The organism is Lentzea alba (genome assembly GCF_011067745.1).
GTDB classification, from domain to species: Bacteria; Actinomycetota; Actinomycetes; order Mycobacteriales; family Pseudonocardiaceae; genus Lentzea; species Lentzea alba.
In genome coordinates this window covers 1,426,895-1,449,491 of the sequence record NZ_JAAMPJ010000001.1, presented here as the reverse complement: position 1 = coordinate 1,449,491, position 22,597 = coordinate 1,426,895, and the positions used below count along the sequence as shown (strand labels likewise).

Here is a 22,597-nt window from a genome sequence, read left to right as displayed (position 1 = left end):
GAGGCACCGCACCGCAGCGGTTACGAGAAGCAGAGGAACGGCAAGCCATCATGGCGGGACAAAAGATCCGCATCCGGCTCAAGGCCTACGACCACGAAGCGATCGACGCGTCTGCGCGCAAGATCGTGGAGACCGTGACGCGCACCGGCGCTCGGGTTGTCGGGCCAGTGCCGCTGCCCACTGAGAAGAACGTGTACTGCGTCATCCGCTCGCCGCACAAGTACAAGGACTCGCGCGAGCACTTCGAGATGCGCACGCACAAGCGGCTGATCGACATCCTCGACCCGACGCCGAAGACGGTTGACGCGCTCATGCGCATCGACCTGCCGGCCAGCGTCGACGTCAACATCCAGTAAGCGTTGGGCGCGGAGAGTAACGGACCAATGTCTGACAGGCAGATGAAGGGCATCCTGGGCACCAAGCTCGGCATGACTCAGGTCTTCGACGAGAACAACCGGGTTGTCCCGGTGACCGTCGTCAAGGCTGAGCCCAATGTCGTCACCCAGGTTCGCACCCAGGAGAAGGACGGCTACACCGCCGTCCAGCTGGCGGCCGGCGCGATCGACCCGCGCAAGGTCAACAAGCCCGTCGCGGGCCACTTCGCCAAGGCCGGGGTCACGCCCCGTCGCCACCTGGTGGAGCTGCGCACGACGGACGCCGGCGAGTACACGGTCGGCCAGGAGATCACCGCTGAGGTGTTCGAGGCCGGCGCTGTTGTCGACATCACCGGCACCAGCAAGGGCAAGGGCACCGCAGGTGTCATGAAGCGCCACAACTTCCGGGGCCTCGGCTCCAGCCACGGCACCCAGCGCAAGCACCGCTCGCCGGGTTCCATCGGTGGCTGCGCCACCCCGGGTCGCGTCTTCAAGGGTCTGCGCATGGCCGGCCGCATGGGCCACGAGCGCGTGACGACCCAGAACCTGAAGGTGCACAAGATCGACGCCGAGAACGGCCTGCTGCTCATCAAGGGCGCTGTTCCCGGCCCCAAGGGTGGTCTGGTGTTCGTCCGGACTGCCGCGAAGGGTGGTGCCTGATGTCGACGGTTGAGATCCGCACCCCGGACGGCAAGTCCGCCGGCACGGTCGAGCTCCCCCCGGCTGTCTTCGACGCGCAGGCGAACGTCGCGCTGCTGCACCAGGTGGTCGTCGGCCAGCAGGCCGCCGCGCGCCAGGGCACGCACGCCACGAAGACCCGCGGCGAGGTGTCCGGTGGTGGCAAGAAGCCGTACCGCCAGAAGGGCACCGGTCGCGCCCGCCAGGGTTCGACGCGTGCGCCGCAGTTCGCCGGCGGTGGCGTCGTCCACGGCCCGCAGCCGCGTGACTACACCCAGCGGACGCCCAAGAAGATGAAGGCCGCCGCTCTGCGTGGCGCCCTCTCCGACCGGGCTCGCGCCAACCAGGTGCACGTCGTGTCCGGCCTGGTGGACGGGGACACCCCGTCGACCAAGACCGCGCGCAAGGTCCTGGAGTCGGTCACCCAGGCCCGTCGCGTTCTCGTGGTGCTCAACCGCACCGACGAGGTCGCGTGGGTCAGCGTGCGGAACCTCCCGCACGTGCACGTGATCGCGCCCGATCAGCTCAACACCTACGACGTGCTCGTCAACGACGACGTGGTGTTCACCAAGGACTCGCTCGACGTGTTCCTCGCCAGCAAGGCCCAGCAGGGTCGCGGCTCGGCCGAGGCCACGGCGGCTGTCGTGGACGAGGAGGGTTCCAAGTGATCCCCGACCACAGGGACATCTTGCTCGCACCCGTGATCTCCGAGAAGTCCTACGGGCTCCTCGAGGAGAACAAGTACACCTTCTTGGTGGCGCCGGGTTCGAACAAGACCCAGATCAAGATCGCCGTGGAGAAGGTCTTCGGCGTGAAGGTCGTCAGCGTCAACACCATCAACCGGCAGGGCAAGCGCAAGCGCACCCGCACCGGGTTCGGCAAGCGCAAGGACACGAAGCGCGCGATCGTGACGCTGTCGGCTGACAGCAAGGCGATCGAGATCTTCGGCGGCCCTGCCGCCTGATGACGAGGACTGCGTAGAGATGGGCATTCGCAAGTACAAGCCGACGACCCCCGGTCGTCGCGGTGCGAGCGTCTCCGACTTCGCCGAGATCACTCGGTCGACGCCGGAGAAGTCGCTGATCCGCCCGCTGCACAAGCTGGGTGGCCGCAACGCGTCGGGCAAGATCACCACTCGGCACAAGGGTGGCGGTCACAAGCGGGCTTACCGCCTGATCGACTTCCGTCGCCACGACAAGGACGGCGTGCCGGCCAAGGTCGCTCACATCGAGTACGACCCCAACCGGACCGCGCGCATCGCGCTGCTGCACTACGCGGACGGCGAGAAGCGCTACATCATCGCCCCGGAGAAGCTCAAGCAGGGTGACACGGTTGAGAACGGCCCCAAGGCCGACATCAAGCCGGGCAACAACCTGCCGCTGCGCAACATCCCGGTCGGTTCCGTGATCCACGCGATCGAGCTCCGCCCCGGTGGCGGCGCGAAGATCGCCCGCTCCGCCGGTGCCTCGGTGCAGCTCGTGGCGAAGGACGGCCCGTACGCCCAGCTGCGGATGCCTTCGGGCGAGATCCGCAACGTGGACGTGCGCTGCCGCGCCACGCTCGGCGAGGTCGGCAACAAGGAGCACCAGAACATCAACTGGGGCAAGGCCGGCCGCATGCGGTGGAAGGGCAAGAAGCCCACCGTGCGTGGTGTCGCCATGAACCCCGTTGACCACCCGCATGGTGGTGGTGAGGGTAAGACCTCCGGTGGTCGCCACCCGGTGAACCCGGCTGGTAAGCCCGAAGGCCGTACCCGCCGCCGTAAGCCAAGCGACAAGCTCATCGTCCGGCGTCGTCGCACCGGTAAGAAGCGCTGAGCAGGAAGGGAGTGAAGGATGCCTCGCAGCCTTAAGAAGGGCCCCTTCGTTGACGACCACCTGCTCAAGAAGGTGGACGTTCTCAACGAGTCGGGCAAGAAGACGGTCATCAAGACGTGGTCCCGCCGGTCCACGATCATCCCGGACATGCTGGGTCACACCCTCGCGGTGCACGACGGCCGCAAGCACGTCCCGGTGTTCGTGACGGAGGCGATGGTCGGGCACAAGCTCGGCGAGTTCGCCCCGACCCGGACCTTCAAGGGCCACATCAAGGACGACCGGAAGTCTCGCCGCCGCTAAGGCGCGGAACTAGGAAGAGCAAGGGGAAGCAGCGATGAACGCCCGTAACGATGCTGAGGCGCAGGAGTTTCCGCGCGCCGTGGCTCGGGCTCGCTACGTCCGCGACACGCCGATGAAGGTGCGCCGCGTCGTCGAGCTCATCAAGGGACGTAACGCCCGCGAGGCCCTGGCCGTGCTCCAGTTCGCGCCGCAGGCAGCAAGTGAGCCGGTCGCGAAGGTGCTCGCCAGCGCCATGGCCAACGCCGAGAACAACCTGTCCCTGGACCCCGACACCCTCTGGGTTTCGGTGGCCTACGTGGACGAGGGTCCGACCCTCAAGCGTTTCCGCCCGCGTGCCCAGGGCCGCGCGTACCGGATCCGCAAGCGGACGTCGCACATCACCATCGAGGTGGAGTCGCGTCCGAAGAAGACCAGCGCGAAGGGAACCCGGTAGTGGGCCAGAAGATCAACCCGCACGGCTTCCGGCTGGGGATCACCACCGACTGGAAGTCCCGCTGGTACGCCGACAAGCAGTACGCCGAGTACGTCGCGGAAGATGTCAAGATCCGCAAGCTGCTCAGCAAGGGCATGGAGCGTGCCGGCATCTCCAAGGTGGAGATCGAGCGGACCCGTGACCGGGTGCGCGTCGACATCCACACCGCCCGGCCGGGCATCGTCATCGGCCGTCGCGGTGCCGAGGCGGACCGCATCCGCGGTGAGCTGGAGAAGCTCACCAAGAAGCAGGTCCAGCTGAACATCCTCGAGGTCAAGAACCCCGAGTCGGACGCGCAGCTCGTGGCACAGGGTGTCGCCGAGCAGCTGTCCAACCGCGTTGCTTTCCGCCGCGCGATGCGCAAGGCCATTCAGTCGGCCATGCGTTCGTCGCAGGTGAAGGGCATCCGCGTGCAGTGCGGCGGTCGTCTGGGCGGCGCCGAGATGTCCCGCTCGGAGCACTACCGCGACGGCCGCGTGCCGCTGCACACGCTCCGCGCCGACATCGACTATGGCTTCTTCGAGGCCCGCACCACGTTCGGCCGTATCGGCGTGAAGGTGTGGATCTACAAGGGCGACATCGTCGGTGGCATCTCCGCCAAGCGTGAGCGTGACGCGGCCCCTTCGCAGGCCGACCGCGCCCCGCGCCGCGACCGTGGCGAGCGTCCGAACCGGGCCCGTCGCTCCGGTGCCAGCGGCACCACCGCGACGAGCACCGAGGCCGGCCGTGCCGCAGCTGACGCTTCCGCGTCGGCCGAGGCCCCGGCTTCTGCAGAGAAGACGGAGAGCTGAGCCATGCTCATCCCTCGTAGGGTCAAGCACCGCAAGCAGCACCACCCGAAGCGGTCGGGTGCTGCCAAGGGCGGCACGAAGGTCACCTTCGGTGAGTACGGCATCCAGGCTCTGGAGCCGGCCTACGTGACGAACCGGCAGATCGAGTCCGCTCGTATCGCCATCACTCGCCACATCCGCCGTGGCGGCAAGGTCTGGATCAACATCTTCCCGGACCGTCCGCTCACGAAGAAGCCGGCCGAGACCCGCATGGGTTCCGGTAAGGGTTCGCCGGAGTGGTGGGTGGCCAACGTCAAGCCGGGTCGCGTCCTCTTCGAGATGGCCTTCCCGAACGAGCAGGTGGCCCGCGAGGCTCTTCGCCGCGCGATCCACAAGCTCCCGATGAAGTGCCGCATCGTTACGCGTGAGGGTGGTGAGTTCTGATGGCAGCGGGTACCACCGCTTCCGAGCTGCGTGAGCTCACCGAGGAAGAGCTCGTGCTGCGTCTGAAGGAATCGAAGGAAGAGCTCTTCAACCTTCGCTTCCAGATGGCCACGGGCCAGCTCGACAACAACCGGCGGTTGCGCACGGTCCGGCACGAGATTGCCCGGATCTACACCGTGATGCGGGAGCGGGAGCTCGGGCTCTCCGCTTCGCCGGAATCCACTGGTGAGGGTGCGGCATGACCGAAAGCAACGAAGTCCAGACCGAGAAGCGCAACGACCGCAAGGTCCGCGAGGGCCTCGTCGTGTCCGACAAGATGGACAAGACGATCGTCGTGGCGCTCGAGGACCGCAAGAAGCACCCGCGTTACTCCAAGATCATGCGCTCCACCACCAAGGTGAAGGTGCACGACGAGGAGAACGCGGCGGGCGTCGGCGACCGCGTCCTGCTCATGGAGACCCGGCCTCTGTCGGCGACCAAGCGCTGGCGGCTCGTCGAGATCCTCGAGAAGGCCAAGTAAGTCCTTTCTAGACAGACCGAGCCCGTCGGGTCGGAAATCCGGCGGGCCAGGAATGGTCAGGAGCAAGTAAGTGATTCAGCAGGAGTCGCGGCTTCGTGTCGCCGACAACACTGGTGCGAAGGAAATCCTTTGCATCCGTGTTCTCGGTGGTTCGGGCCGCCGCTACGCGGGCATCGGCGACATCATCGTCGCGACCGTCAAGGACGCGATCCCCGGTGCCGGCGTGAAGAAGGGTGACGTCGTCAAGGCCGTCATCGTCCGCACCGTCAAGGAGCGCCGTCGCGCGGATGGCTCGTACATCCGTTTCGACGAGAACGCCGCTGTGCTCATCAAGAACGACAACGAGCCCCGCGGTACCCGCATCTTCGGCCCGGTCGGGCGCGAGCTGCGCGACAAGAAGTTCATGAAGATCATCTCGCTGGCTCCGGAGGTGCTCTGACCATGAAGGTGAAGAAGGGCGACACGGTCGTCGTCATCGCCGGCAAGGACAAGGGCGCGAAGGGCAAGGTCATCCAGGCCTACCCGGAGACCGGCAAGGTCCTGGTCGAGGGCGTCAACCGGATCAAGAAGCACACCAAGATCACGCAGACCCAGCGGGGCGCGCAGTCCGGTGGCATCGTGACCCAGGAAGCCCCGATCAACGTCTCCAACGTGATGGTGGTCGACTCGGACGGCAAGCCGACCCGTGTTGGTTACCGGACGAACGACGAGGGCAAGCGGGTCCGCATTTCCCGTCGTAACGGGAAGGACATCTGAGCATGACTACCGCAGAGAAGATCATCCCGAGGCTCAAGACGCGCTACCGCGCCGAGATCACCGGGGAACTGCAGAAGCAGTTCAACTTCGACAACGTGATGCAGATCCCGCGCGTCGTCAAGGTCGTCGTCAACATGGGTGTCGGCGACGCCGCCCGTGACGGCAAGCTGATCGAGGGCGCCGTCAAGGACCTCTCGATCATCACCGGCCAGCGTCCCGAGGTTCGCAAGGCCCGCAAGTCCATCGCGCAGTTCAAGCTGCGCGAGGGCATGCCGATCGGTGCGCGCGTCACGCTGCGCGGCGACCGCATGTGGGAGTTCCTCGACCGTCTGCTGACGATCGCGCTGCCCCGTATCCGCGACTTCCGCGGCCTCTCGGGCAAGCAGTTCGACGGCAACGGCAACTACACGTTCGGCCTGAACGAGCAGTCGATGTTCCACGAGATCGACCCGGACGCGATCGACCGGCCTCGCGGCATGGACATCACCGTCGTCACCACCGCCACGAACGACGAGGAGGGCCGGGCGCTGCTGAAGCTCCTGGGCTTCCCGTTCAAGGAGAACTGAGTCGATGGCCAAGAAGGCGTTGATCAACAAGGCCGCGAAGAAGCCGAAGTTCAAGGTCCGGGGTTACACCCGGTGCCAGCGTTGCGGCCGCCCCCACGCGGTGTTCCGCAAGTTCGGCCTCTGCCGGATCTGCCTGCGCGAGATGGCTCACCGCGGTGAGCTGCCTGGCGTGAGCAAGTCCAGCTGGTAATTCAAAGCTCCATTACTTCGCTGTAGGCCCGCACACGACCGTCCTGCGCCTCCCCTTCCGGGGAGGCCAGGTCTGGACCCTGAGCGGTGAACCGCAGCGAGAAAGGTTGACCAGGTCACCATGACGATGACCGACCCGATCGCAGACATGCTCACTCGTCTGCGCAACGCGAATTCGGCTTACCACGACAAGGTCGTGATGCCGCACTCGAAGCTGAAGGCCAACATCGCCGAGATCCTCAAGCGCGAGGGCTACATCGCCTCGTACCGCGACGAGGAGGGCGAGGTCGCGAAGAACCTCGTCGTCGAGCTGAAGTACGGCCCGAACCGCGAGCGCAGCATCGCCGGCCTCCGCCGCGTGTCGAAGCCGGGCCTGCGCGTGTACGCGAAGTCCACCGGCCTGCCCCGAGTTCTCGGCGGCCTCGGCGTGGCGATCATTTCGACCTCTGGCGGTCTCATGACCGACCGCCAGGCCAACAAGGCAGGCGTGGGCGGAGAAGTCCTCGCCTACGTTTGGTAAGGGGGAGTAGACATGTCGCGCATCGGTAAGCAGCCGATCATTGTCCCCTCCGGGGTCGACGTGAACATCGCCGGCCAGGACGTGAGCGTGAAGGGCCCGAAGGGCACCCTGACGCTGACGATCGCTGAGCCGATCAGCCTGGAGAAGGCTGAGGACGGCACGCTCGAGGTCAAGCGCCCGAACGACGAGCGCCGCAACCGCGCGCTCCACGGCCTGTCGCGCACGCTCGTGCACAACATGGTCGTCGGTGTGACCCAGGGTTACGAAAAGAAGATGGAAATCCACGGCGTCGGTTACCGCGTCGCGCTCAAGGGCTCTGAGCTCGAGTTCGCGCTCGGTTACTCCCACCCCGTCAAGGTCGAGGCCCCCGCGGGCATCACCTTCGCGGTGGAGACCCCGACCCGCTTCTCCGTCTCGGGTATCGACAAGCAGCTGGTCGGTGAGGTTGCCGCCAACATCCGCAAGCTGCGCAAGCCCGACCCGTACAAGGGCAAGGGCGTCCGCTACTCGGGCGAGAAGATCCGTCGCAAGGTCGGAAAGACGGGTAAGTGACATGAGCGAGTCGACTGTTACGAAGCGCAAGCCGGTGGGCAAGGACATCTCCACCAGGCGTCGTGTTGCCAAGGCCCGTCGCCACTTCCGCCTCCGCAAGAAGGTCAGCGGCACCGCCGAGCGCCCGCGCCTGGTCGTGCACCGGTCGTCGAAGCACATCACCGTGCAGATCATCGACGACCTGAAGGGCCACACGGTCGCGTCCGCTTCCTCCATGGAAGCCGACGTCCGTGGCATGGACGGCGACAAGAAGGCCCGCGCGGCCAAGGTCGGCCAGCTGGCCGCGGCTCGTGCCAAGGACGCCGGTATCACGGCGGTCGTGTTCGACCGCGGTGGCAACGCGTACCACGGCCGGATCGCTGCTCTGGCGGATGCCGCTCGCGAGGCGGGGCTGGAGTTCTGACAATGATGATGACTGGAATTGAGAGGGACGCCTGATGCCAGGACGTACGCGTCGCGAAGGCGGCGGGGGCGAGCGCGGAGAGCGCCGCGACCGTCGTGACGGCGGCCGCGGCGGCGCGGCCCAGGAGAAGACCCCGCACCTCGAGCGCGTGGTTGCGATCAACCGCGTCTCCAAGGTGGTCAAGGGTGGTCGTCGCTTCAGCTTCACCGCCCTCGTGGTGGTCGGTGACGGCGACGGCATGGTCGGCGTCGGCTACGGCAAGGCCAAGGAAGTTCCCGCGGCCATCGCCAAGGGCGTCGAGGAGGCGAAGAAGAACTTCTTCCGCGTTCCCCGCATCGCCGGCACCATCCCCCACCCGGTCCAGGGTGAGAAGGCCGCTGGTGTGGTCCTGCTGCGTCCGGCCTCGGCCGGTACCGGTGTCATCGCGGGTGGCGCTGTCCGCGCCGTCCTCGAGTGCGCCGGCGTGCACGACGTGCTGTCGAAGTCGCTCGGCTCCGACAACGCGATCAACATCGTGCACGCGACCGTGGCGGCCCTCAAGGGTCTGCAGCGTCCGGAAGAGGTCGCGGCCCGTCGTGGCCTGCCCCTCGAGGACGTGGCTCCCGCCGGCATGATCCGCGCTCGCGCGGGCCAGGGGGTGTGATCATGGCTCAGCTCAAGATCACCCAGGTCCGCAGCACCATCGGTACCAAGCACAACCACCGCGAGTCGATGCGCACCCTCGGGCTGCGCAAGATCCGTCAGTCGGTCGTGCGTGAGGACACCCCCCAGGTGCTCGGCCTGATCCACGCCGTGCGTCACCTGGTGAGTGTTGAGGAGGTCCAGTCGTGACCATCAAGATTCACGACCTGCGTCCCGCCCCCGGAGCCAAGACCGCCAAGACCCGCGTCGGTCGTGGTGAAGGCTCCAAGGGCAAGACCGCCGGCCGCGGTACGAAGGGCACGGGCGCTCGCAAGAACGTCTCGCCGCGCTTCGAAGGTGGCCAGATGCCGCTGCACATGCGGCTGCCGAAGCTCAAGGGCTTCAAGAACCCGTTCCGCACCGAGTACCAGGTCGTGAACGTCTCCGCCATCGCTGCCTCCTTCCCGGAGGGCGGCACGGTGGACGTTCCCGCGCTGGTGCTGGCCGGGCTGGTCCGCAAGGGCAAGCTCGTCAAGGTGCTGGGTGACGGGGACGTCTCCGTCAAGCTGGATGTCACGGCTGACAAGTTCTCCAAGTCCGCTGTGGAGAAGTTGGCTGCTGCTGGTGGGTCTTCCACTGTGGCGTCCTGACGCCTGGTAGCTGTCTGAAGGGCCCTGAGGCTTTGCCTCAGGGCCCTTCAGCGTTTCTCGGGCCTGTGGGGCGCGGCCGTGCGGGTGGTCACCATGCGGGCGGCCAGCTTGCGTTGCGTGCTTCCCCTGGGGGCTCTGCCCCCGGACCCCCGGCAATCTGATCGGGGGCCCACCGCCGGGCTCGCTTGCTCAGGGCGGGGGTGGACGGCTCGGCTGCGCCTTCGCGGGGTTCGCTTTGCGGGGATTTCTGTGGGAACTTTGGCGTGGGCGCGAACGTTCGCGGTTGACGAAAAGTCCTGCTCGTAGCACGGATTCCGGGTTGTGACTACCCCGGATGGCGCAGTGGTTCGGGGAGAGATCAACCGGTTCTAACCTGTGATTGGCCACTGGGTACGGCCTGGTCGTTGAGGACTGTTAGAGTCGCGGGCTGAACCCGGATGTCCTCCGGGTCGCTTGGTCGTGGCTGCCTGCTGCGGCCTGCCAACTACCGCATGTGCCGGTCCCTGGGGGTCGGCAACGCTCAGGAGGTTCGCGTGCTCGGCGCATTCCGCTCGGCTCTCGCGACGCCGGATCTACGCAAGAAGATCCTCTTCACGCTCGGGATCATCATTGTGTACCGGCTTGGAGCGACCATGCCCGCGCCGGGCGTGTCCTTCAAGAACGTGCGGGCGTGTGCTGAACAGCTCGAAGGCCAGAACATCTACTCGCTGATCAACCTGTTCAGCGGTGGTGCGCTGCTCAACCTGTCGGTGTTCGCGCTGGGCATCATGCCCTACATCACCGCGAGCATCATCATTCAGCTGCTGACCGTGGTCATTCCGCGGTTCGAGCAGTTGAAGAAGGAAGGGCAGGCCGGTCAGGGCAAGCTGACGCAGTACACGCGCTACCTGACCATCGGGCTGGCGATCCTGCAGTCGACCGGTCTGGTGGCCCTGGCGGTGCGCGGGCAGCTGTTCGGCGAGTGCGACCAGGACGTCATTCCTGGCAAGGACAGCATCTTCACCCTCATCGTGCTGGTCATCACCATGACCGCCGGTACCTCGGTCATCATGTGGCTGGGTGAGCTGATCACCGAGAAGGGCATCGGCAACGGCATGTCGCTGCTGATCTTCACCGGTATCGCCGCCCGCATCCCGGCCGAGGGCAAGAACATCCTCGACAAGAGCGGCATCACCTTCGCTCTGGTGGTCGTGGCCGCTCTTGTGATCATTGCGAGCGTCATCTACGTCGAGCAGGCCCAGCGTCGCATTCCGGTGCAGTACGCCAAGCGCATGATCGGCCGTCGTATGTACGGCGGCACGTCGACGTACCTTCCTCTCAAGGTGAACCAGGCCGGCGTCATCCCGGTCATCTTCGCCTCGTCGCTGCTCTACCTGCCGGATCTGGTCGTCCGCCTCACCCAGGGTTCCTCCACCGAGCCGAACTGGTTCTCGACGTTCGTCCAGACGTACCTGGTCAAGCAGTCGAGCTGGGTGCACATCAGCGCGTACTTCCTCCTGATCGTCTTCTTCACGTACTTCTACGTCGGCATCACGTTCAACCCGGACGAGCGTGCTGACGAGATGAAGAAGTTCGGTGGCTTCATCCCCGGCATCCGTCCTGGTCGCCCGACCGCCGAGTACCTCAAGTTCGTGCTGGGTCGCATCACGCTCCCCGGCTCGCTCTACCTCGGCATCGTGGCGATCCTGCCGAACCTGTTCCTGGATCTGACCGGTGACGGCCAGAACCAGAACTTCCCGTTCGGCGGCACCGCGGTTCTGATCATGGTCGGTGTCGGTCTCGACACCGTGAAGCAGATCGAGAGCCAGCTCATGCAGCGCAATTACGAAGGGTTCCTCCGCTAGATGCGACTCGTTCTCGTTGGCCCGCCCGGTGCGGGCAAGGGCACCCAGGCTGAAGTGTTGAGCCGCAAGCTCGGCGTGCCGCACATCTCGACGGGCGACCTCTTCCGGTCACACATCAGCAACCAGACCGAGCTCGGGCTCGAGGTGCAGAGCATCCTCGACGAGGGCGCGCTGGTGCCTGACTCCATCACGAACGAGATGGTGCGCAAGCGCTTGGCGGAGTCCGACGCCACGGACGGGTTCCTGCTCGACGGGTTCCCGCGCAACGTCGCCCAGGCCGACAAGCTGGGCGAGTTCCTGGCGGTCGGTGGCCACTCGCTCGACGCGGTGCTGGAGTTCCGGGTCGACGAGGACGTCGTGGTGGAGCGGTTGCTCGCGCGTGGTCGCACGGACGACAAGGAAGACGTCATCCGGCACCGTCAGCAGGTGTACCGCAACGAGACCGCGCCGCTGCTGAGCTACTACGCGGAGAAGGTCATCTCCATCGACGCCGTCGGTGAGATCGACGAGATCAGCGAGCGCGCCCTGGCGGCGTTGCACTCGCTGCGCGACGAGAAGTGACTAGTGACAGGTGGACTGCTTGACCGGCTCCGCACTGTCATCACGGGTGGCAGCGAAAGCATGAGCAAGATCGAGATCAAGACCCCCGGCCAGCTGGAGGCCATGCGCGCCTCCGGCCTGGTCGTGGCGCGGGCCCTCAGGAACGTGGTGGACGCGGTCAAGCCCGGCGTGTCCACCTGGGAGCTCGACGAGATCGCCGAGCAGACCATCCGGGACGCCGGCGCCATTCCGTCGTTCAAGGGCTACCAGGGCTTCCCGGCGAGCATCTGCGCGTCGGTGAACGAGCAGATCGTCCACGGCATCCCCAGCAAGAAGCAGGTGCTGGCCGAGGGCGATCTGATCTCCATCGACTGCGGTGCGATCCTCGACGACTGGCACGGCGACTCGGCGGTCACCGTCGGCGTCGGTCAGCTGTCGCCGGCCGACCACAAGCTGTCCGAGGCGACCCGGCTGTCGATGCTCGCGGGCATCGCGGCCGCGGTGCCGGGCGGGCGACTCACGGACATCTCGTTCGCCATCGAGTCCTCGGCCATCGAGTCGGGTGAGCGCGACGGCATCGAGTACGGGATCGTCGCGGACTACGGCGGCCACGGCATCGGTTCCAAGATGCACATGGACCCGTTCCTGCCGAACTACGGCAAGCCGGGCAAGGGGCCGAGGCTCAAGGTTGGCATGGCCATCGCGATCGAGCCGATGCTGACGCTCGGCACCGACGACTCCCAGGAGCTCGAGGACGGCTGGACCGTCATCACGCTCGACGGGACTCGGGCGGCGCACTGGGAGCACAGCGTCGCGATCACCGAGGACGGTCCCTGGGTGCTCACCGCGCCCGAGGAAGACTAAGCGCCCCAACGTTTTTCGGACGTAGCCCCGTTCGCCCGCCGGTGAACGGGGCTATTTCGTTTGTCAAGGACGATACGGTCGAGGTTGACGAACGAGTCCAATGCTTGGGGGCATTGTGGGGGTAACCCGTTTCGTCCTGTCCGCCTCTCTGATTTTCGTTTCAGGCTGTGCTGCCTCTAAGCCGGCCACCGACTTCACCTACCAGGACGTGCCGCCGGACCGGATCGCCGACCAGATCTTCCTGGCCGACACCATCGCGGCCGTCGAGCGGTGCGATCCACCGTTCTCCGACGTGCACGTCCAACGTCCGAACTTCGTCAGCCCGCCGCCTCCGGTCAACGGTGGCTGCGGGGGCGCGGCCCGGTCCGCCGCGCCTTGGGAGTACATCGACGCCGTGACTCGCATCACGGCGCTGCACGACACGGTCGTCCGCGAGTGGGAGGTCCGCCTCCAGTCGGGGCCGGAGGCCGCGGAGACGCGAGCGATCGGCGCGACGCTGCTGCACTGCCTCGACCGAGCCGGCTTCATCCAGCGCGGGCCGGGGGACCCGAGTCTGGAGAGCTACGGCATCGGAGCGGGCGACCTCGCGCTCAACAACGCAGCTCAGAGGTGCTCTGACGAGAGCGGGTACGGCGTCAGGATCGCGGCTCAACGCCTGCGCACGCTCCGATCGGTGCTGGGCAGGCACGAGTCCGAGATCGACAGCATCAAGAAGCTCCGGCCGGTGCTGGAACGCGCCACGCAGCCTCACGACGGCCCTGACCGGACCCGATTTGGGTTGCCGGAGTGAACTGCGTACACTGGTCAGGTGGCGCATCCGTCGCGCCGGTTCAGTCATGCCCTCGCAGGTGAGATCGAACCGGGTTGACGCGCGTCCAAAGGTTATTATCACCGTCACGAAACGCGGAGGACATGGGCAAGAAGGACGGGGCCATTGAGGTCGAGGGCCGCGTAGTCGAGCCGCTCCCCAACGCGATGTTCAGGGTCGAGTTGGAGAACGGTCACAAGGTACTCGCGCACATCAGCGGCAAGATGCGACAGCACTACATCCGCATCCTCCCTGAGGACCGGGTTGTCGTGGAGCTCTCGCCCTACGACCTGTCCCGCGGGCGCATCGTCTACCGCTACAAGTGACCTCCAGTAGCAGGAGATCTCAGGCGTGAAGGTTCAGCCGAGCGTCAAGAAGATCTGCGACAAGTGCAAGGTGATCCGCCGTCACGGCCGGGTCATGGTGATCTGCGAGAACCTGCGCCACAAGCAGCGCCAGGGCTGAGCAGTTCCACCTCGCGCTCGTCGAGATCTTCGATGACGCAGTAACGAGAAGCCTCCTCGTACCTGCCGCACGCAGGGCTTCAAGCGTGCGGACACCCCCGGATTCCAGGCCGGGGCCGGGACACCGGCTGTGAGAGCAGCCGGAACGACACACAGCGAGTCAGTCTCCGGAACTGGACGAGGAGCAGACCTGGAAGTAATCGACAGGAGTTAACCGCCACATGGCACGACTCGCTGGCGTCGACCTCCCCCGCGAGAAGCGGATGGAGATCGCGCTCACCTACATCTTCGGCATCGGTCGTACGCGCTCCAAGGAGCTGCTCGCCGCCACCCAGATCTCTCCTGACCTCCGGGTCAAGGATCTGACGGACGACGACCTCGCCAAGCTGCGGGACCACATCGAGACGAACTACAAGGTCGAGGGTGACCTTCGCCGTGAGGTCGCGGCCGACATCCGTCGCAAGATGGAGATCGGTTGCTACGAGGGTCTTCGGCACCGTCGCGGCCTGCCCGTTCGCGGACAGCGCACCAAGACGAACGCCCGTACCCGCAAGGGTCCGAAGAAGACCGTGGCCGGCAAGAAGAAGGCCGGCAAGAAGTAAGACCTCGCGTCTACTGCCCTCAACTTAGGAGCTCGTTTTGCCACCGAAGTCCCGCCAGGGCGCCGGGGTCAAGAAGATCCGGCGCAAGGAAAAGAAGAACGTCTCGCACGGCCAGGCGCACATCAAGAGCACGTTCAACAACACCATCGTGTCCATCACGGACCCGATGGGCAACGTGATCAGCTGGGCGTCCGCCGGCCACGTGGGTTTCAAGGGCTCGCGCAAGTCCACGCCGTTCGCGGCGCAGATGGCTGCCGAGAACGCCGCCCGCAAGGCCGCCGAGCACGGCATGCGCAAGGTGGACGTGTTCGTGAAGGGTCCCGGCTCCGGCCGTGAGACCGCGATCCGTTCGCTGCAGGCCGCCGGTCTCGAGGTCGGCACCATCCAGGACGTGACCCCGCAGCCCCACAACGGCTGCCGCCCGCCCAAGCGGCGCCGGGTCTGAGGCACGGGGAGGAGTAAGAACCAATGGCTCGTTACACGGGACCTGCGACGCGTATCTCGCGCCGCCTGAAGGTCGACCTCGTCGGTGGGGACCAGGCGTTCGAGCGCCGTCCGTACCCGCCCGGCCAGCACGGCCGCGGCCGGGTCAAGGAGTCCGAGTACCTGCTGCAGCTCCAGGAGAAGCAGAAGGCTCGCTACACCTACGGCGTCCTCGAGAAGCAGTTCGTCCGCTACTACAAGGAAGCGGTTCGTCGCCCGGGCAAGACCGGTGAGAACCTGCTCCAGATCCTCGAGGCTCGCCTCGACAACGTGGTGTACCGCGCGGGCCTCGCCCGCACGCGTCGCCAGGCTCGTCAGCTGGTTGCTCACGGTCACTTCCTGGTCAACGGCCACAAGGTGAACATCCCGAGCTACCAGGTGTCGAAGTTCGACATCATCGACGTGAAGCCGAAGTCCATGCCGACGCTGCCCTTCGAGGCTGCTCGCGCGTCCTTCGGTGACCGCCCGATCCCGGCTTGGCTGCAGGTCGTTCCCTCGAACCTGCGCATCCTCGTGCACCAGCTGCCCGAGCGCGCGCAGATCGACACGCCTGTCACCGAGCAGCTCATCGTCGAGCTCTACTCGAAGTGATCCTCTCGGTGGGACGGTTCGCCGTCCCACCGGTCGGGTCCCGCATCGGCGCGAAGGGTGTGCCGAGTGCGTTTGCCGGTCTCCGCGACCGGCGTCGTGACGGCGTCAAATAGCGGGCGTCGTTGTAGAAAGGTTGAACCCAGTGCTGATTTCCCAGCGCCCCTCGCTCGGCGAGGAAGCGGTCTCCGAGACCCGTTCCCGGTTCGTCATCGAACCGCTGGAGCCGGGCTTCGGTTACACGCTCGGCAACTCGATCCGCCGCACGCTGCTCTCGTCGATCCCCGGTGCTGCTGTCACGAGCATCCGCATCGACGGCGTGCTGCACGAGTTCACCACGGTTCCCGGGGTGAAGGAGGACGTCACCGACGTCATCCTGAACCTGAAGGAGCTCGTCGTCTCGTCCGAAGAGGACGAGCCGGTGACCATGTACCTGCGCAAGCAGGGCCCCGGTGTGGTGACCGCGGGCGACATCGTGCCTCCGGCCGGTGTCACCGTGCACAACCCCGACCTGCACATCGCCACGCTGAACGGCAAGGGCAAGCTGGAGATCGAGCTCGTCGTCGAGCGCGGTCGCGGCTACGTCCCGGCGGTGCAGAACAAGCAGGCGGGCGCCGAGATCGGCCGCATCCCCGTTGACTCGATCTACTCGCCGGTTCTCAAGGTGACGTACAAGGTCGAGGCCACGCGTGTCGAGCAGCGCACGGACTTCGACAAGCTGATCCTCGACGTGGAGACCAAGCCCTCGATCACTCCGAGGGACGCGGTTGCCTCCGCGGGTAAGACCCTGGTTGAGCTGTTCGGCCTCGCTCGCGAGCTGAACATCGACGCCGAGGGCATCGAGATCGGCCCGTCGCCGGCCGAGGCTGACACCATCGCCGCGTTCGCGATGCCTATCGAGGATCTGGACCTCACGGTCCGTTCCTACAACTGCTTGAAGCGGGAAGGCATCCACACCGTCGGCGAGCTCGTGTCGCGCAGCGAGGCGGACCTGCTGGACATCCGCAACTTCGGTGCGAAGTCGATCGACGAGGTCAAGATGAAGCTCGTCGGCCTCGGCCTCGCGCTGAAGGACTCGCCTCCTGGGTTCGACCCGTCCGCCGCCGCGGCCGACTACCACGCCGGTGACACCGGCTGGGGTGCCGGCAGCGGTCTGGACCCCCACGACGACGGTCAGGACTACGCGGAGACCGAGCAGCTCTGACGCTCTGATTCAGAGCTAGAGGATCTCTTTTAGTAACTACAGGAGCAAGCGATGCCCACCCCTACCAAGGGCCCCCGGCTCGGTGGGTCTCCGGCGCACGAGCGGCTGCTGCTCGCCAACCTGGCGACGGCGCTGTTCCAGCACGGCCGGATCAAGACCACTGAGGCCAAGGCGAAGCGGCTGCGTCCGTACGCCGAGAAGATCATCTCGAAGGCGAAGGCCGGCGACCTGCACAACCGTCGCGAGATCATGAAGGTGATCCGCGACAAGGACGTCGTGCACAAGCTGATCGCCGAGATCGGTCCGTTCTTCAGCGACCGTTCCGGTGGCTACACCCGCATCACCAAGACGCTGGCGCGCAAGGGCGACAACGCCCCCATGGCCATCATCGAGCTGGTGCAGCAGAAGCTCGTCTCCACCGAGGCCGAGGCTGCGCGCAAGACCAAGTTCGCCAAGGACGAGAAGCCGGCTGCGGCTGAGGTCGTCGACCAGGACGCCGAGACGCCCGAGTCCGCGACCAAGGACGCCGCCGACGAGCCCGCTGAGGGCGCTGTCGAGGTTGACGGCGAGCCGTCGGCCGAGGACGTCGAGGCAGAAGAGGCCAAGGACAAGAAGGACGAGTCCTGAGCAGTTCTCCTGCTGACGAGCCCGTCGTTCCCGCTTCTGGGGACGGCGGGCTCGTTCGTGTGCGCTTCGACCTGGGGTACGACGGGACCGAGTTCTCCGGCTGGGCTCGGCAGCCTTCCCGCCGGACGGTGTGCGGCGTTCTCGAGGACACCTTGTCGATGGTGTTGCGCGAGGACGTCGTGCTGACGGTGGCGGGGCGGACCGATGCCGGGGTGCACGCGTCCGGTCAGGTCGCGCACGCTGATCTGCCGTCCACTGCGGATGTGGACGCCCTTCCGAAACGGCTCGCGCGTGCGTTGCCGTCGGATGTTCGGGTTTTTGCCGCGCGGGTGGTACCTGGAGCGTTTGACGCTCGGTTCTCCGCGATGCGGCGGCACTACGAGTACCGCGTCACGGACGCTCCTTTCGGGGCGCATCCGTTGCGGCGGTTGGACACGCTGGCCTGGCCGCGTCCGCTGGACGTTTCCGCGATGAATGCGGCTGCCGCGTTGTTGTTGGGGGAGCACGACTTCTGCGCGTTCTGCAAGCGCCGTGAGGGTGCCACGACCATTCGTGAGCTGCAGCGGCTTGAGCTGGTGCGGTCCGAGGCGGATGGAGTGATCACGGCGTTCGTGTCTGCTGATGCGTTCTGCCACTCGATGGTTCGGTCGCTCATCGGGGCGTTGCTGGCCGTGGGGGAGGGGCGGAAGGGCGTTGAGTGGCCTGGGTCGCTCTTGTCGCTGCACGGGCGGGCCAGCGGGGTCACGGTGGCTCCTGCGCACGGGTTGAGCTTGGTTCGGGTGGACTTTCCGGAGGACGGGGAGTTGGGGGCTCGGGCTGAGGCCACCCGGAAGGTTCGGACGTTGTCTTCCTGACGGTGCTCGGCTGCGCCTTCGCGGGTTTGGCGTCTGCGAGTACTACCAACTCATGATCAAGCCGTCGCTGACCACACCCAACTGCTCGTGAAAGGGAGGAGCTCCCGGCGGGGGACCGGGAGCTCCGAGGGGCGGAGATGTGTGGGGCTGCTAGATGTCCAGCGTCCACGAGTCGATGTGGCCAGTGTCCTGGCGGTACAGGTCGCGGACTCGTAGTTGCCACGTGCCGTTGGCGTTTTCCGTGCCCACGTTCACCGCGTAGGTCGCGTTGATGTCGTCTGCGCTGTCGTTGCCGCTTGACACCTTCAGCAGCTTCACGGCGCCTGAGGGGGCGATCAGGGCCAGTTCCAGGTCGCCTCGGTAGGTGTGCTTGATGGCTACCTTCACGGAGGCGGTGGCGCTCGCCTTGCCGTTGCAGTCGGCGATGGTGATGGAGCTGGTGACTACCGAGGCGTCCGGGATGGCCGTGTCGGTGTCGTTGGTGGCGTTGGGGCACTGGCCGGGCGGGTAGCCGGGGGCCGTGCCGGTGATGTGCAGGAGCTTGTTCGGGGAGCCTGCTCCTGGGGTGGTGACCAGGTCGCTGGTGGCGTTTTCCACCAGGGCGTTGCGGACCTGTTCCGGGGTGGCCGTGGGGGACGAGCCCAGGTACACCGCTGCCGCGCCTACTACGTGAGGCGTGGCCATCGAGGTGCCGCTGATGGTGTTGGTGGCGTTGTCGTCGGTCAGCCAGGCGCTGGTGATGTCGCGGCCCGGGGCGAAGATGTCGAGACAGGTGCCGACGTTCGAGAAGGACGAGCGGGCGTCGGTTCGGTCGGTGGAGCCGACGGTGATGGCTTCCGCGGTGCGGGCCGGTGAGGTGTTGCAGGCGTTGCTGCCGTTGTCGTTGCCTGCGGCCAGGCCGTAGGTGACGCCTGCGGCGATGGAGCGTTTCACGGCTGCGTCGACTGTGTCGTTGGCGCCGCCACCCAGGGACATGTTGGCCACCGCGGGCTTGTTGGCGGGGCTGGCGTTGACCTGTTCGGTGACCCAGTCGATGCCGGCGATCACGCCCGCGAAGGTGCCGGAGCCCCCGCAGTTCAGGACTCGGACGGCTACCAGTTTCACGTCCTTGGCCACGCCGTACTTCGTGCCGCCCACGGTGCCCGCGACGTGGGTGCCGTGGCCGTTGCAGTCGGTGGCATCGTTGTCGTTGTCGACGGTGTCGCGGCCGGAGACGGCGCGGCCGCCGAAGTCCGCGTGGGTCAGGCGGATGCCGGTGTCGATGATGTAGGCGGTGACGCCCGCGCCGCGGTTCGGGTAGGTGTAGCTGTTGTCCAGCGGGAGCGTGCGCTGGTCGAGGCGGTCGAGGCCCCAGGACGGGGTCGGGGTCTGGGTGTCGGAGAGGCGGACTTCGCCGTCCTGCTCCACGTGGGCGACGGCTGGATCGGCGGCCAGGCGCTTGGCCTGGGCTTCGGACATCTGCGCTGAGAAACCGCGCAAAGCGGACTTGTAAGAGTGCTTGACCTTCGCGCCGTACTTAGTGCTGAGGTTCTCCGCACTGGCCGTGCTCGCGTCCTTCAACACGACGATGTAGTTGTCCTTGACCGCGTTCGGCGCACCGAGGTTCCGAATCTCCCCCTCGGGCGCAGCGGAGGCGGAGACGGACGTCAATGCGAGCGCGGTGCCCGCCACCAGTCCGATTCCAGCCGCTCGTCTGAGCCACGATTCACCCATAGCAGCGTGCTCCCTCGTCGCAGGGTCGTGCAGGTGAGATTTTTCTTAGTGGCGTAGACGGATTTCGCACAAGAAGGTCCACGAAACAACCTTCGAATGCTGAATCAACAGTTTTGGTGGATCCTGTGAATTAGTTGGTGCGGCTGATCTATTTACAAAACAATTGCGCCCCGAACGGTTGTCCGTTCGGGGCGCAAGTTCGCCTATTTCGTCGATCGTCTCAATCGCCGCGGCGGACGGCTCCCAGGATCTGCTGTTCCGCGGGGGTCGTGTACAGGCGCAGGTGTGCCCACATGTCCTGACCCATCGCGATGACCTGGTCGTCCTTGAGCTGGGTCAGCTGCTGGAACATCTGCGGGCGCAGCCGCCACATCTGACCGGCGAGCTGGGCCTGGCCCATCGGGAGGCGCTGCAGCAGCACGAGGTCCGCGTTGTTCGCCGTCGACGAGGCCTGCGGGTGCAGGTACGGCAGCACGTACATCGTGGTCTGCCACGGGGCGCGCGGCGGGAAGAGCTCCTGCGGGACGTGGCCGCCGTCGTGGATCACCAGCAACGGCATGTCCTCGGTCGGGCGCGGGAGGTCCGCCGGGGACAGGCGACGCAGCTGCACCAGCTGGGACGGGCGGCCGTCCGGGCCCTGGCCCGCGGCGCGCACGACCGGCTGCCAGGCCTGGGGACGGCCCGTCGCGATGATGATCCACGCGCCGGTCGCCATGGCCCGCAACGCGATCTGGCGGGCCAGGTAGAGGCCGCCGACGACCACCATGCGGGTCGGCGTGGGGCGCAGCACGGACACCGCGAGCGGTTCGCCCTTGGTGCCCTGGCCGAGCATCATGCCGCCGCGGTCGCCGCTCGGGCTGACCACGTCGAGCATGTTCGGCGAGACCAGGAACTCCGGTGCCACCGCGCCGCGGCCGCGCGAGTCGAGCAGACGGGACGAGCTCATGCCACACCTCCCAGCGGCAGCGTCGCGGCCAGGCCGGCGAGCTGCATGCCCCGCAACGGGGTCAGCGTGATGTCGAGCTTGCCGCTCAGCTTCGACAACTGGTCCTCGGCGCGGTCCAGCTCGCTCGGCGTGCGGGCGCTCACCCGCACCAGGCCGCGCAGCGAGACCTGACCGTCCTCACGCGACGGTGAGATCGACATCGCGAGCGTCGACGAGAGAGCGCGCACACCGGTCAGCGAGTTCAGGTTGCCCTTGAGGCCCTTCGACGGCCAGCCGGTGATCGCGTAGCTCGCGTGACCGACGCCACCCGCCGTGACGCCCGACCACTTCTCCCGCAGCGACACGGGGTTCGTGTTGCCGACGGCGGCGGTCAGCTCGGCCGACGAGATCGCCGCGCGCAGCAGCTCGTCCGAGTCGAGCGGGCGGATGGTGACGCCCGCGGACTCCAAAGCGTTGCGGACGCGGGACAACGCGCCGATCAACGCGCGGTGCGCACCGACGACGCCGCCGCCGCGCTCCCGGATCGCCTCGCCACAACGGCGCGGGTCGAGCCGGACGGTGATCCACGTCGTGCGCCGGGCCGCCGCGGGCAGCGGGCCGAGCACCTCCATGTACGAGCTGACCGCGGGCGAGTTCGGCGGAAGCGCCGCGCTGCCGGGGTAGCAGTGCCAGATCACGGTGATCGCGTCCAGGACGACACCGCGGTCCTCCAGGCACGGCGCCAGCGCGCCGAGCGGGAGCGACGGTGCCGAGCCGACCGCGGAGATCAGCGGCGGGGTCGGGTCGACCAGCAGCACCGCGGTCCACACGCCGTCGTGCCACGACAGCGCGAGCGGGCGGCGTTCGTGGTCCACGCCCTTCGCGATCACCAGGTCCGGGACCGCCAGCCGCAGCAACGCCACGCGCGGGTCCTCCGGACCGAGCACCTGCATCTCGTCGTCACCGGGCTTGGACTCCTGCGGCTCCGAGCGGTTCGCCGTGCGGCTGTGCGACCGGAAGTTGTAGCGCAGCCGGACACCGATCCACTGGGTGAGCCAGCGACCACGCGATCGGGTGAACGCGAGGATCAGTGCGATGAGAAGCACACCGCCGGCGATCGAGACGGAGACGACGTTCAGCGCGCCGGCGCTGTTCTTCACGCCCATGAGCGTCAGCACGAGGAGTGCGATGGCGAGACCGATCTCGATCGTGACTACGTTCGAGACGGGCAAAGAACCGAGGCTGACCCCGGCGCCTCTGCGCCGGACACGCCCGACAGGACGCGGAGGCGCAGGTGCCTGCTGGCCAGGACCCGAAGGTCCCTGCGGCCGTGCCATCCCTGGGTTCGGCCGGGGCGGATGTGGAGTGGTCACGGACATCCGTTGTGGTCTCTTTCCCCTCGATGGTCGGTGGGCTTGGCGAACCGGCCCACGGAGCAACCTGCGTCCG

Annotated in this window: 36 protein-coding genes; 33 read left to right on the top strand and 3 right to left on the bottom strand. The window is 66.7% G+C overall.

Annotated elements, in window-relative coordinates:
• The first annotated feature begins 50 nt into the window (after window positions 1-50).
• The 33 genes from rpsJ (at window position 51) to truA (ending at window position 18,510) form a co-directional block, all read left to right on the top strand.
• The gene (gene rpsJ / locus G7043_RS06990) at window positions 51-356 is read left to right on the top strand and encodes a 30S ribosomal protein S10 (RefSeq protein ID WP_003938093.1); all 306 of its coding nucleotides are present in this window, start codon (window positions 51-53) and stop codon (window positions 354-356) included.
• 27 nt (window positions 357-383) lie between these two features.
• Window positions 384-1,034: a 50S ribosomal protein L3 gene (rplC, locus tag G7043_RS06985; protein WP_166044660.1), complete on the top strand. Its 651-nt coding sequence runs from the start codon at window positions 384-386 to the stop codon at window positions 1,032-1,034.
• Window positions 1,034-1,720, top strand: a complete 687-nt coding sequence (gene rplD, locus G7043_RS06980) for a 50S ribosomal protein L4 (RefSeq protein ID WP_166044659.1) — start codon at window positions 1,034-1,036, stop codon at window positions 1,718-1,720. The genes rplC and rplD overlap by 1 nt, the downstream gene beginning before the upstream one ends.
• The gene (gene rplW / locus G7043_RS06975; protein WP_065915972.1) at window positions 1,717-2,016 is read left to right on the top strand and encodes a 50S ribosomal protein L23; all 300 of its coding nucleotides are present in this window, start codon (window positions 1,717-1,719) and stop codon (window positions 2,014-2,016) included. The genes rplD and rplW overlap by 4 nt, the downstream gene beginning before the upstream one ends.
• A 19-nt stretch (window positions 2,017-2,035) precedes the next feature.
• Window positions 2,036-2,869, top strand: a complete 834-nt coding sequence (gene rplB, locus G7043_RS06970) for a 50S ribosomal protein L2 (protein ID WP_030473464.1) — start codon at window positions 2,036-2,038, stop codon at window positions 2,867-2,869.
• Between the two features lie 18 nt (window positions 2,870-2,887).
• Window positions 2,888-3,169 (top strand): 30S ribosomal protein S19, encoded by a 282-nt coding sequence (gene rpsS / locus G7043_RS06965; protein ID WP_086669030.1) that lies wholly within the window; start codon window positions 2,888-2,890, stop codon window positions 3,167-3,169.
• Between the two features lie 34 nt (window positions 3,170-3,203).
• Window positions 3,204-3,602, top strand: coding sequence for a 50S ribosomal protein L22 (gene rplV, locus G7043_RS06960; protein ID WP_166044658.1), 399 nt, complete (start codon window positions 3,204-3,206; stop codon window positions 3,600-3,602).
• Window positions 3,602-4,432 (top strand): 30S ribosomal protein S3, encoded by an 831-nt coding sequence (rpsC, locus tag G7043_RS06955; RefSeq protein ID WP_166044657.1) that lies wholly within the window; start codon window positions 3,602-3,604, stop codon window positions 4,430-4,432. Before rplV ends, rpsC begins: the two co-directional genes overlap by 1 nt.
• Window positions 4,433-4,435: 3 nt before the next feature.
• A complete protein-coding gene (rplP, locus tag G7043_RS06950) occupies window positions 4,436-4,855 on the top strand; it encodes a 50S ribosomal protein L16 (protein ID WP_030473461.1) in 420 nt (139 codons plus the stop codon).
• Window positions 4,855-5,097 (top strand): 50S ribosomal protein L29, encoded by a 243-nt coding sequence (rpmC, locus tag G7043_RS06945; protein ID WP_086669033.1) that lies wholly within the window; start codon window positions 4,855-4,857, stop codon window positions 5,095-5,097. Before rplP ends, rpmC begins: the two co-directional genes overlap by 1 nt.
• Window positions 5,094-5,375 carry a 30S ribosomal protein S17 gene (gene rpsQ, locus G7043_RS06940; RefSeq protein WP_089949051.1) on the top strand — a complete coding sequence of 94 codons (282 nt, stop codon included), beginning with the start codon at window positions 5,094-5,096 and terminating at the stop codon, window positions 5,373-5,375. Before rpmC ends, rpsQ begins: the two co-directional genes overlap by 4 nt.
• A gap of 70 nt (window positions 5,376-5,445) precedes the next feature.
• The gene (gene rplN / locus G7043_RS06935; RefSeq protein WP_030473458.1) at window positions 5,446-5,814 is read left to right on the top strand and encodes a 50S ribosomal protein L14; all 369 of its coding nucleotides are present in this window, start codon (window positions 5,446-5,448) and stop codon (window positions 5,812-5,814) included.
• 2 nt (window positions 5,815-5,816) lie between these two features.
• Window positions 5,817-6,131, top strand: a complete 315-nt coding sequence (gene rplX / locus G7043_RS06930) for a 50S ribosomal protein L24 (RefSeq protein ID WP_045309812.1) — start codon at window positions 5,817-5,819, stop codon at window positions 6,129-6,131.
• Between the two features lie 2 nt (window positions 6,132-6,133).
• On the top strand, window positions 6,134-6,697 hold the full coding sequence (rplE, locus tag G7043_RS06925) for a 50S ribosomal protein L5 (RefSeq protein WP_166044656.1): 564 nt from the start codon (window positions 6,134-6,136) through the stop codon (window positions 6,695-6,697).
• A gap of 4 nt (window positions 6,698-6,701) precedes the next feature.
• Window positions 6,702-6,887, top strand: coding sequence for a type Z 30S ribosomal protein S14 (locus G7043_RS06920; RefSeq protein WP_030473455.1), 186 nt, complete (start codon window positions 6,702-6,704; stop codon window positions 6,885-6,887).
• A gap of 120 nt (window positions 6,888-7,007) precedes the next feature.
• The gene (gene rpsH, locus G7043_RS06915) at window positions 7,008-7,406 is read left to right on the top strand and encodes a 30S ribosomal protein S8 (RefSeq protein ID WP_030473454.1); all 399 of its coding nucleotides are present in this window, start codon (window positions 7,008-7,010) and stop codon (window positions 7,404-7,406) included.
• Window positions 7,407-7,418: 12 nt separating this feature from the next.
• Window positions 7,419-7,958 carry a 50S ribosomal protein L6 gene (gene rplF, locus G7043_RS06910; RefSeq protein WP_166044655.1) on the top strand — a complete coding sequence of 180 codons (540 nt, stop codon included), beginning with the start codon at window positions 7,419-7,421 and terminating at the stop codon, window positions 7,956-7,958.
• A gap of 1 nt (window position 7,959) precedes the next feature.
• Window positions 7,960-8,361, top strand: a complete 402-nt coding sequence (gene rplR, locus G7043_RS06905; protein WP_166044654.1) for a 50S ribosomal protein L18 — start codon at window positions 7,960-7,962, stop codon at window positions 8,359-8,361.
• 34 nt (window positions 8,362-8,395) lie between these two features.
• On the top strand, window positions 8,396-9,004 hold the full coding sequence (rpsE, locus tag G7043_RS06900; RefSeq protein ID WP_030473451.1) for a 30S ribosomal protein S5: 609 nt from the start codon (window positions 8,396-8,398) through the stop codon (window positions 9,002-9,004).
• A 2-nt stretch (window positions 9,005-9,006) separates the two neighbouring features.
• Entirely contained in the window at window positions 9,007-9,192 is a 186-nt protein-coding gene (rpmD, locus tag G7043_RS06895) for a 50S ribosomal protein L30 (protein ID WP_053733139.1), read from the top strand.
• Window positions 9,189-9,632 carry a 50S ribosomal protein L15 gene (gene rplO / locus G7043_RS06890; protein ID WP_166044653.1) on the top strand — a complete coding sequence of 148 codons (444 nt, stop codon included), beginning with the start codon at window positions 9,189-9,191 and terminating at the stop codon, window positions 9,630-9,632. The genes rpmD and rplO overlap by 4 nt, the downstream gene beginning before the upstream one ends.
• 533 nt (window positions 9,633-10,165) lie before the next feature.
• Window positions 10,166-11,476, top strand: a complete 1,311-nt coding sequence (gene secY / locus G7043_RS06885) for a preprotein translocase subunit SecY (RefSeq protein WP_166044652.1) — start codon at window positions 10,166-10,168, stop codon at window positions 11,474-11,476.
• Window positions 11,477-12,037 carry an adenylate kinase gene (locus G7043_RS06880; protein WP_166044651.1) on the top strand — a complete coding sequence of 187 codons (561 nt, stop codon included), beginning with the start codon at window positions 11,477-11,479 and terminating at the stop codon, window positions 12,035-12,037.
• Window positions 12,038-12,097: 60 nt separating this feature from the next.
• Window positions 12,098-12,880: a type I methionyl aminopeptidase gene (map, locus tag G7043_RS06875; protein WP_166044650.1), complete on the top strand. Its 783-nt coding sequence runs from the start codon at window positions 12,098-12,100 to the stop codon at window positions 12,878-12,880.
• Between the two features lie 208 nt (window positions 12,881-13,088).
• A complete protein-coding gene (locus G7043_RS06870; RefSeq protein ID WP_166044649.1) occupies window positions 13,089-13,670 on the top strand; it encodes a hypothetical protein in 582 nt (193 codons plus the stop codon).
• A 122-nt stretch (window positions 13,671-13,792) separates the two neighbouring features.
• Window positions 13,793-14,014: a translation initiation factor IF-1 gene (infA, locus tag G7043_RS06865; protein WP_005166804.1), complete on the top strand. Its 222-nt coding sequence runs from the start codon at window positions 13,793-13,795 to the stop codon at window positions 14,012-14,014.
• 25 nt (window positions 14,015-14,039) lie between these two features.
• Window positions 14,040-14,153 (top strand): 50S ribosomal protein L36, encoded by a 114-nt coding sequence (rpmJ, locus tag G7043_RS06860; protein ID WP_010148647.1) that lies wholly within the window; start codon window positions 14,040-14,042, stop codon window positions 14,151-14,153.
• A 220-nt stretch (window positions 14,154-14,373) separates the two neighbouring features.
• A complete protein-coding gene (gene rpsM / locus G7043_RS06855; RefSeq protein ID WP_086669041.1) occupies window positions 14,374-14,754 on the top strand; it encodes a 30S ribosomal protein S13 in 381 nt (126 codons plus the stop codon).
• 37 nt (window positions 14,755-14,791) lie between these two features.
• The gene (rpsK, locus tag G7043_RS06850; protein WP_030472036.1) at window positions 14,792-15,199 is read left to right on the top strand and encodes a 30S ribosomal protein S11; all 408 of its coding nucleotides are present in this window, start codon (window positions 14,792-14,794) and stop codon (window positions 15,197-15,199) included.
• A 23-nt stretch (window positions 15,200-15,222) separates the two neighbouring features.
• Window positions 15,223-15,828, top strand: coding sequence for a 30S ribosomal protein S4 (rpsD, locus tag G7043_RS06845; RefSeq protein WP_089949065.1), 606 nt, complete (start codon window positions 15,223-15,225; stop codon window positions 15,826-15,828).
• A 142-nt stretch (window positions 15,829-15,970) separates the two neighbouring features.
• Window positions 15,971-17,029 carry a DNA-directed RNA polymerase subunit alpha gene (locus tag G7043_RS06840; protein WP_166044648.1) on the top strand — a complete coding sequence of 353 codons (1,059 nt, stop codon included), beginning with the start codon at window positions 15,971-15,973 and terminating at the stop codon, window positions 17,027-17,029.
• 51 nt (window positions 17,030-17,080) lie between these two features.
• Window positions 17,081-17,656 carry a 50S ribosomal protein L17 gene (gene rplQ, locus G7043_RS06835; protein WP_166044647.1) on the top strand — a complete coding sequence of 192 codons (576 nt, stop codon included), beginning with the start codon at window positions 17,081-17,083 and terminating at the stop codon, window positions 17,654-17,656.
• Window positions 17,657-17,715: 59 nt separating this feature from the next.
• On the top strand, window positions 17,716-18,510 hold the full coding sequence (gene truA / locus G7043_RS06830) for a tRNA pseudouridine(38-40) synthase TruA (RefSeq protein ID WP_313887728.1): 795 nt from the start codon (window positions 17,716-17,718) through the stop codon (window positions 18,508-18,510).
• A 150-nt stretch (window positions 18,511-18,660) separates the two neighbouring features.
• On the opposite strand, the gene G7043_RS06825 is transcribed toward truA, so the two are convergent.
• The 3 genes from G7043_RS06825 to eccE form a co-directional block, all read right to left on the bottom strand.
• Entirely contained in the window at window positions 18,661-20,223 is a 1,563-nt protein-coding gene (locus G7043_RS06825; protein WP_166044646.1) for a S8 family peptidase, read from the bottom strand.
• Between the two features lie 220 nt (window positions 20,224-20,443).
• Complete coding sequence (locus G7043_RS06820) at window positions 20,444-21,169, bottom strand: hypothetical protein (protein ID WP_086663925.1); 726 nt, start codon at window positions 21,167-21,169, stop codon at window positions 20,444-20,446.
• Window positions 21,166-22,485, bottom strand: a complete 1,320-nt coding sequence (gene eccE, locus G7043_RS06815) for a type VII secretion protein EccE (protein ID WP_390827105.1) — start codon at window positions 22,483-22,485, stop codon at window positions 21,166-21,168. Before eccE ends, G7043_RS06820 begins: the two co-directional genes overlap by 4 nt.
• Between the last annotated feature and the right edge of the window lie 112 nt (window positions 22,486-22,597).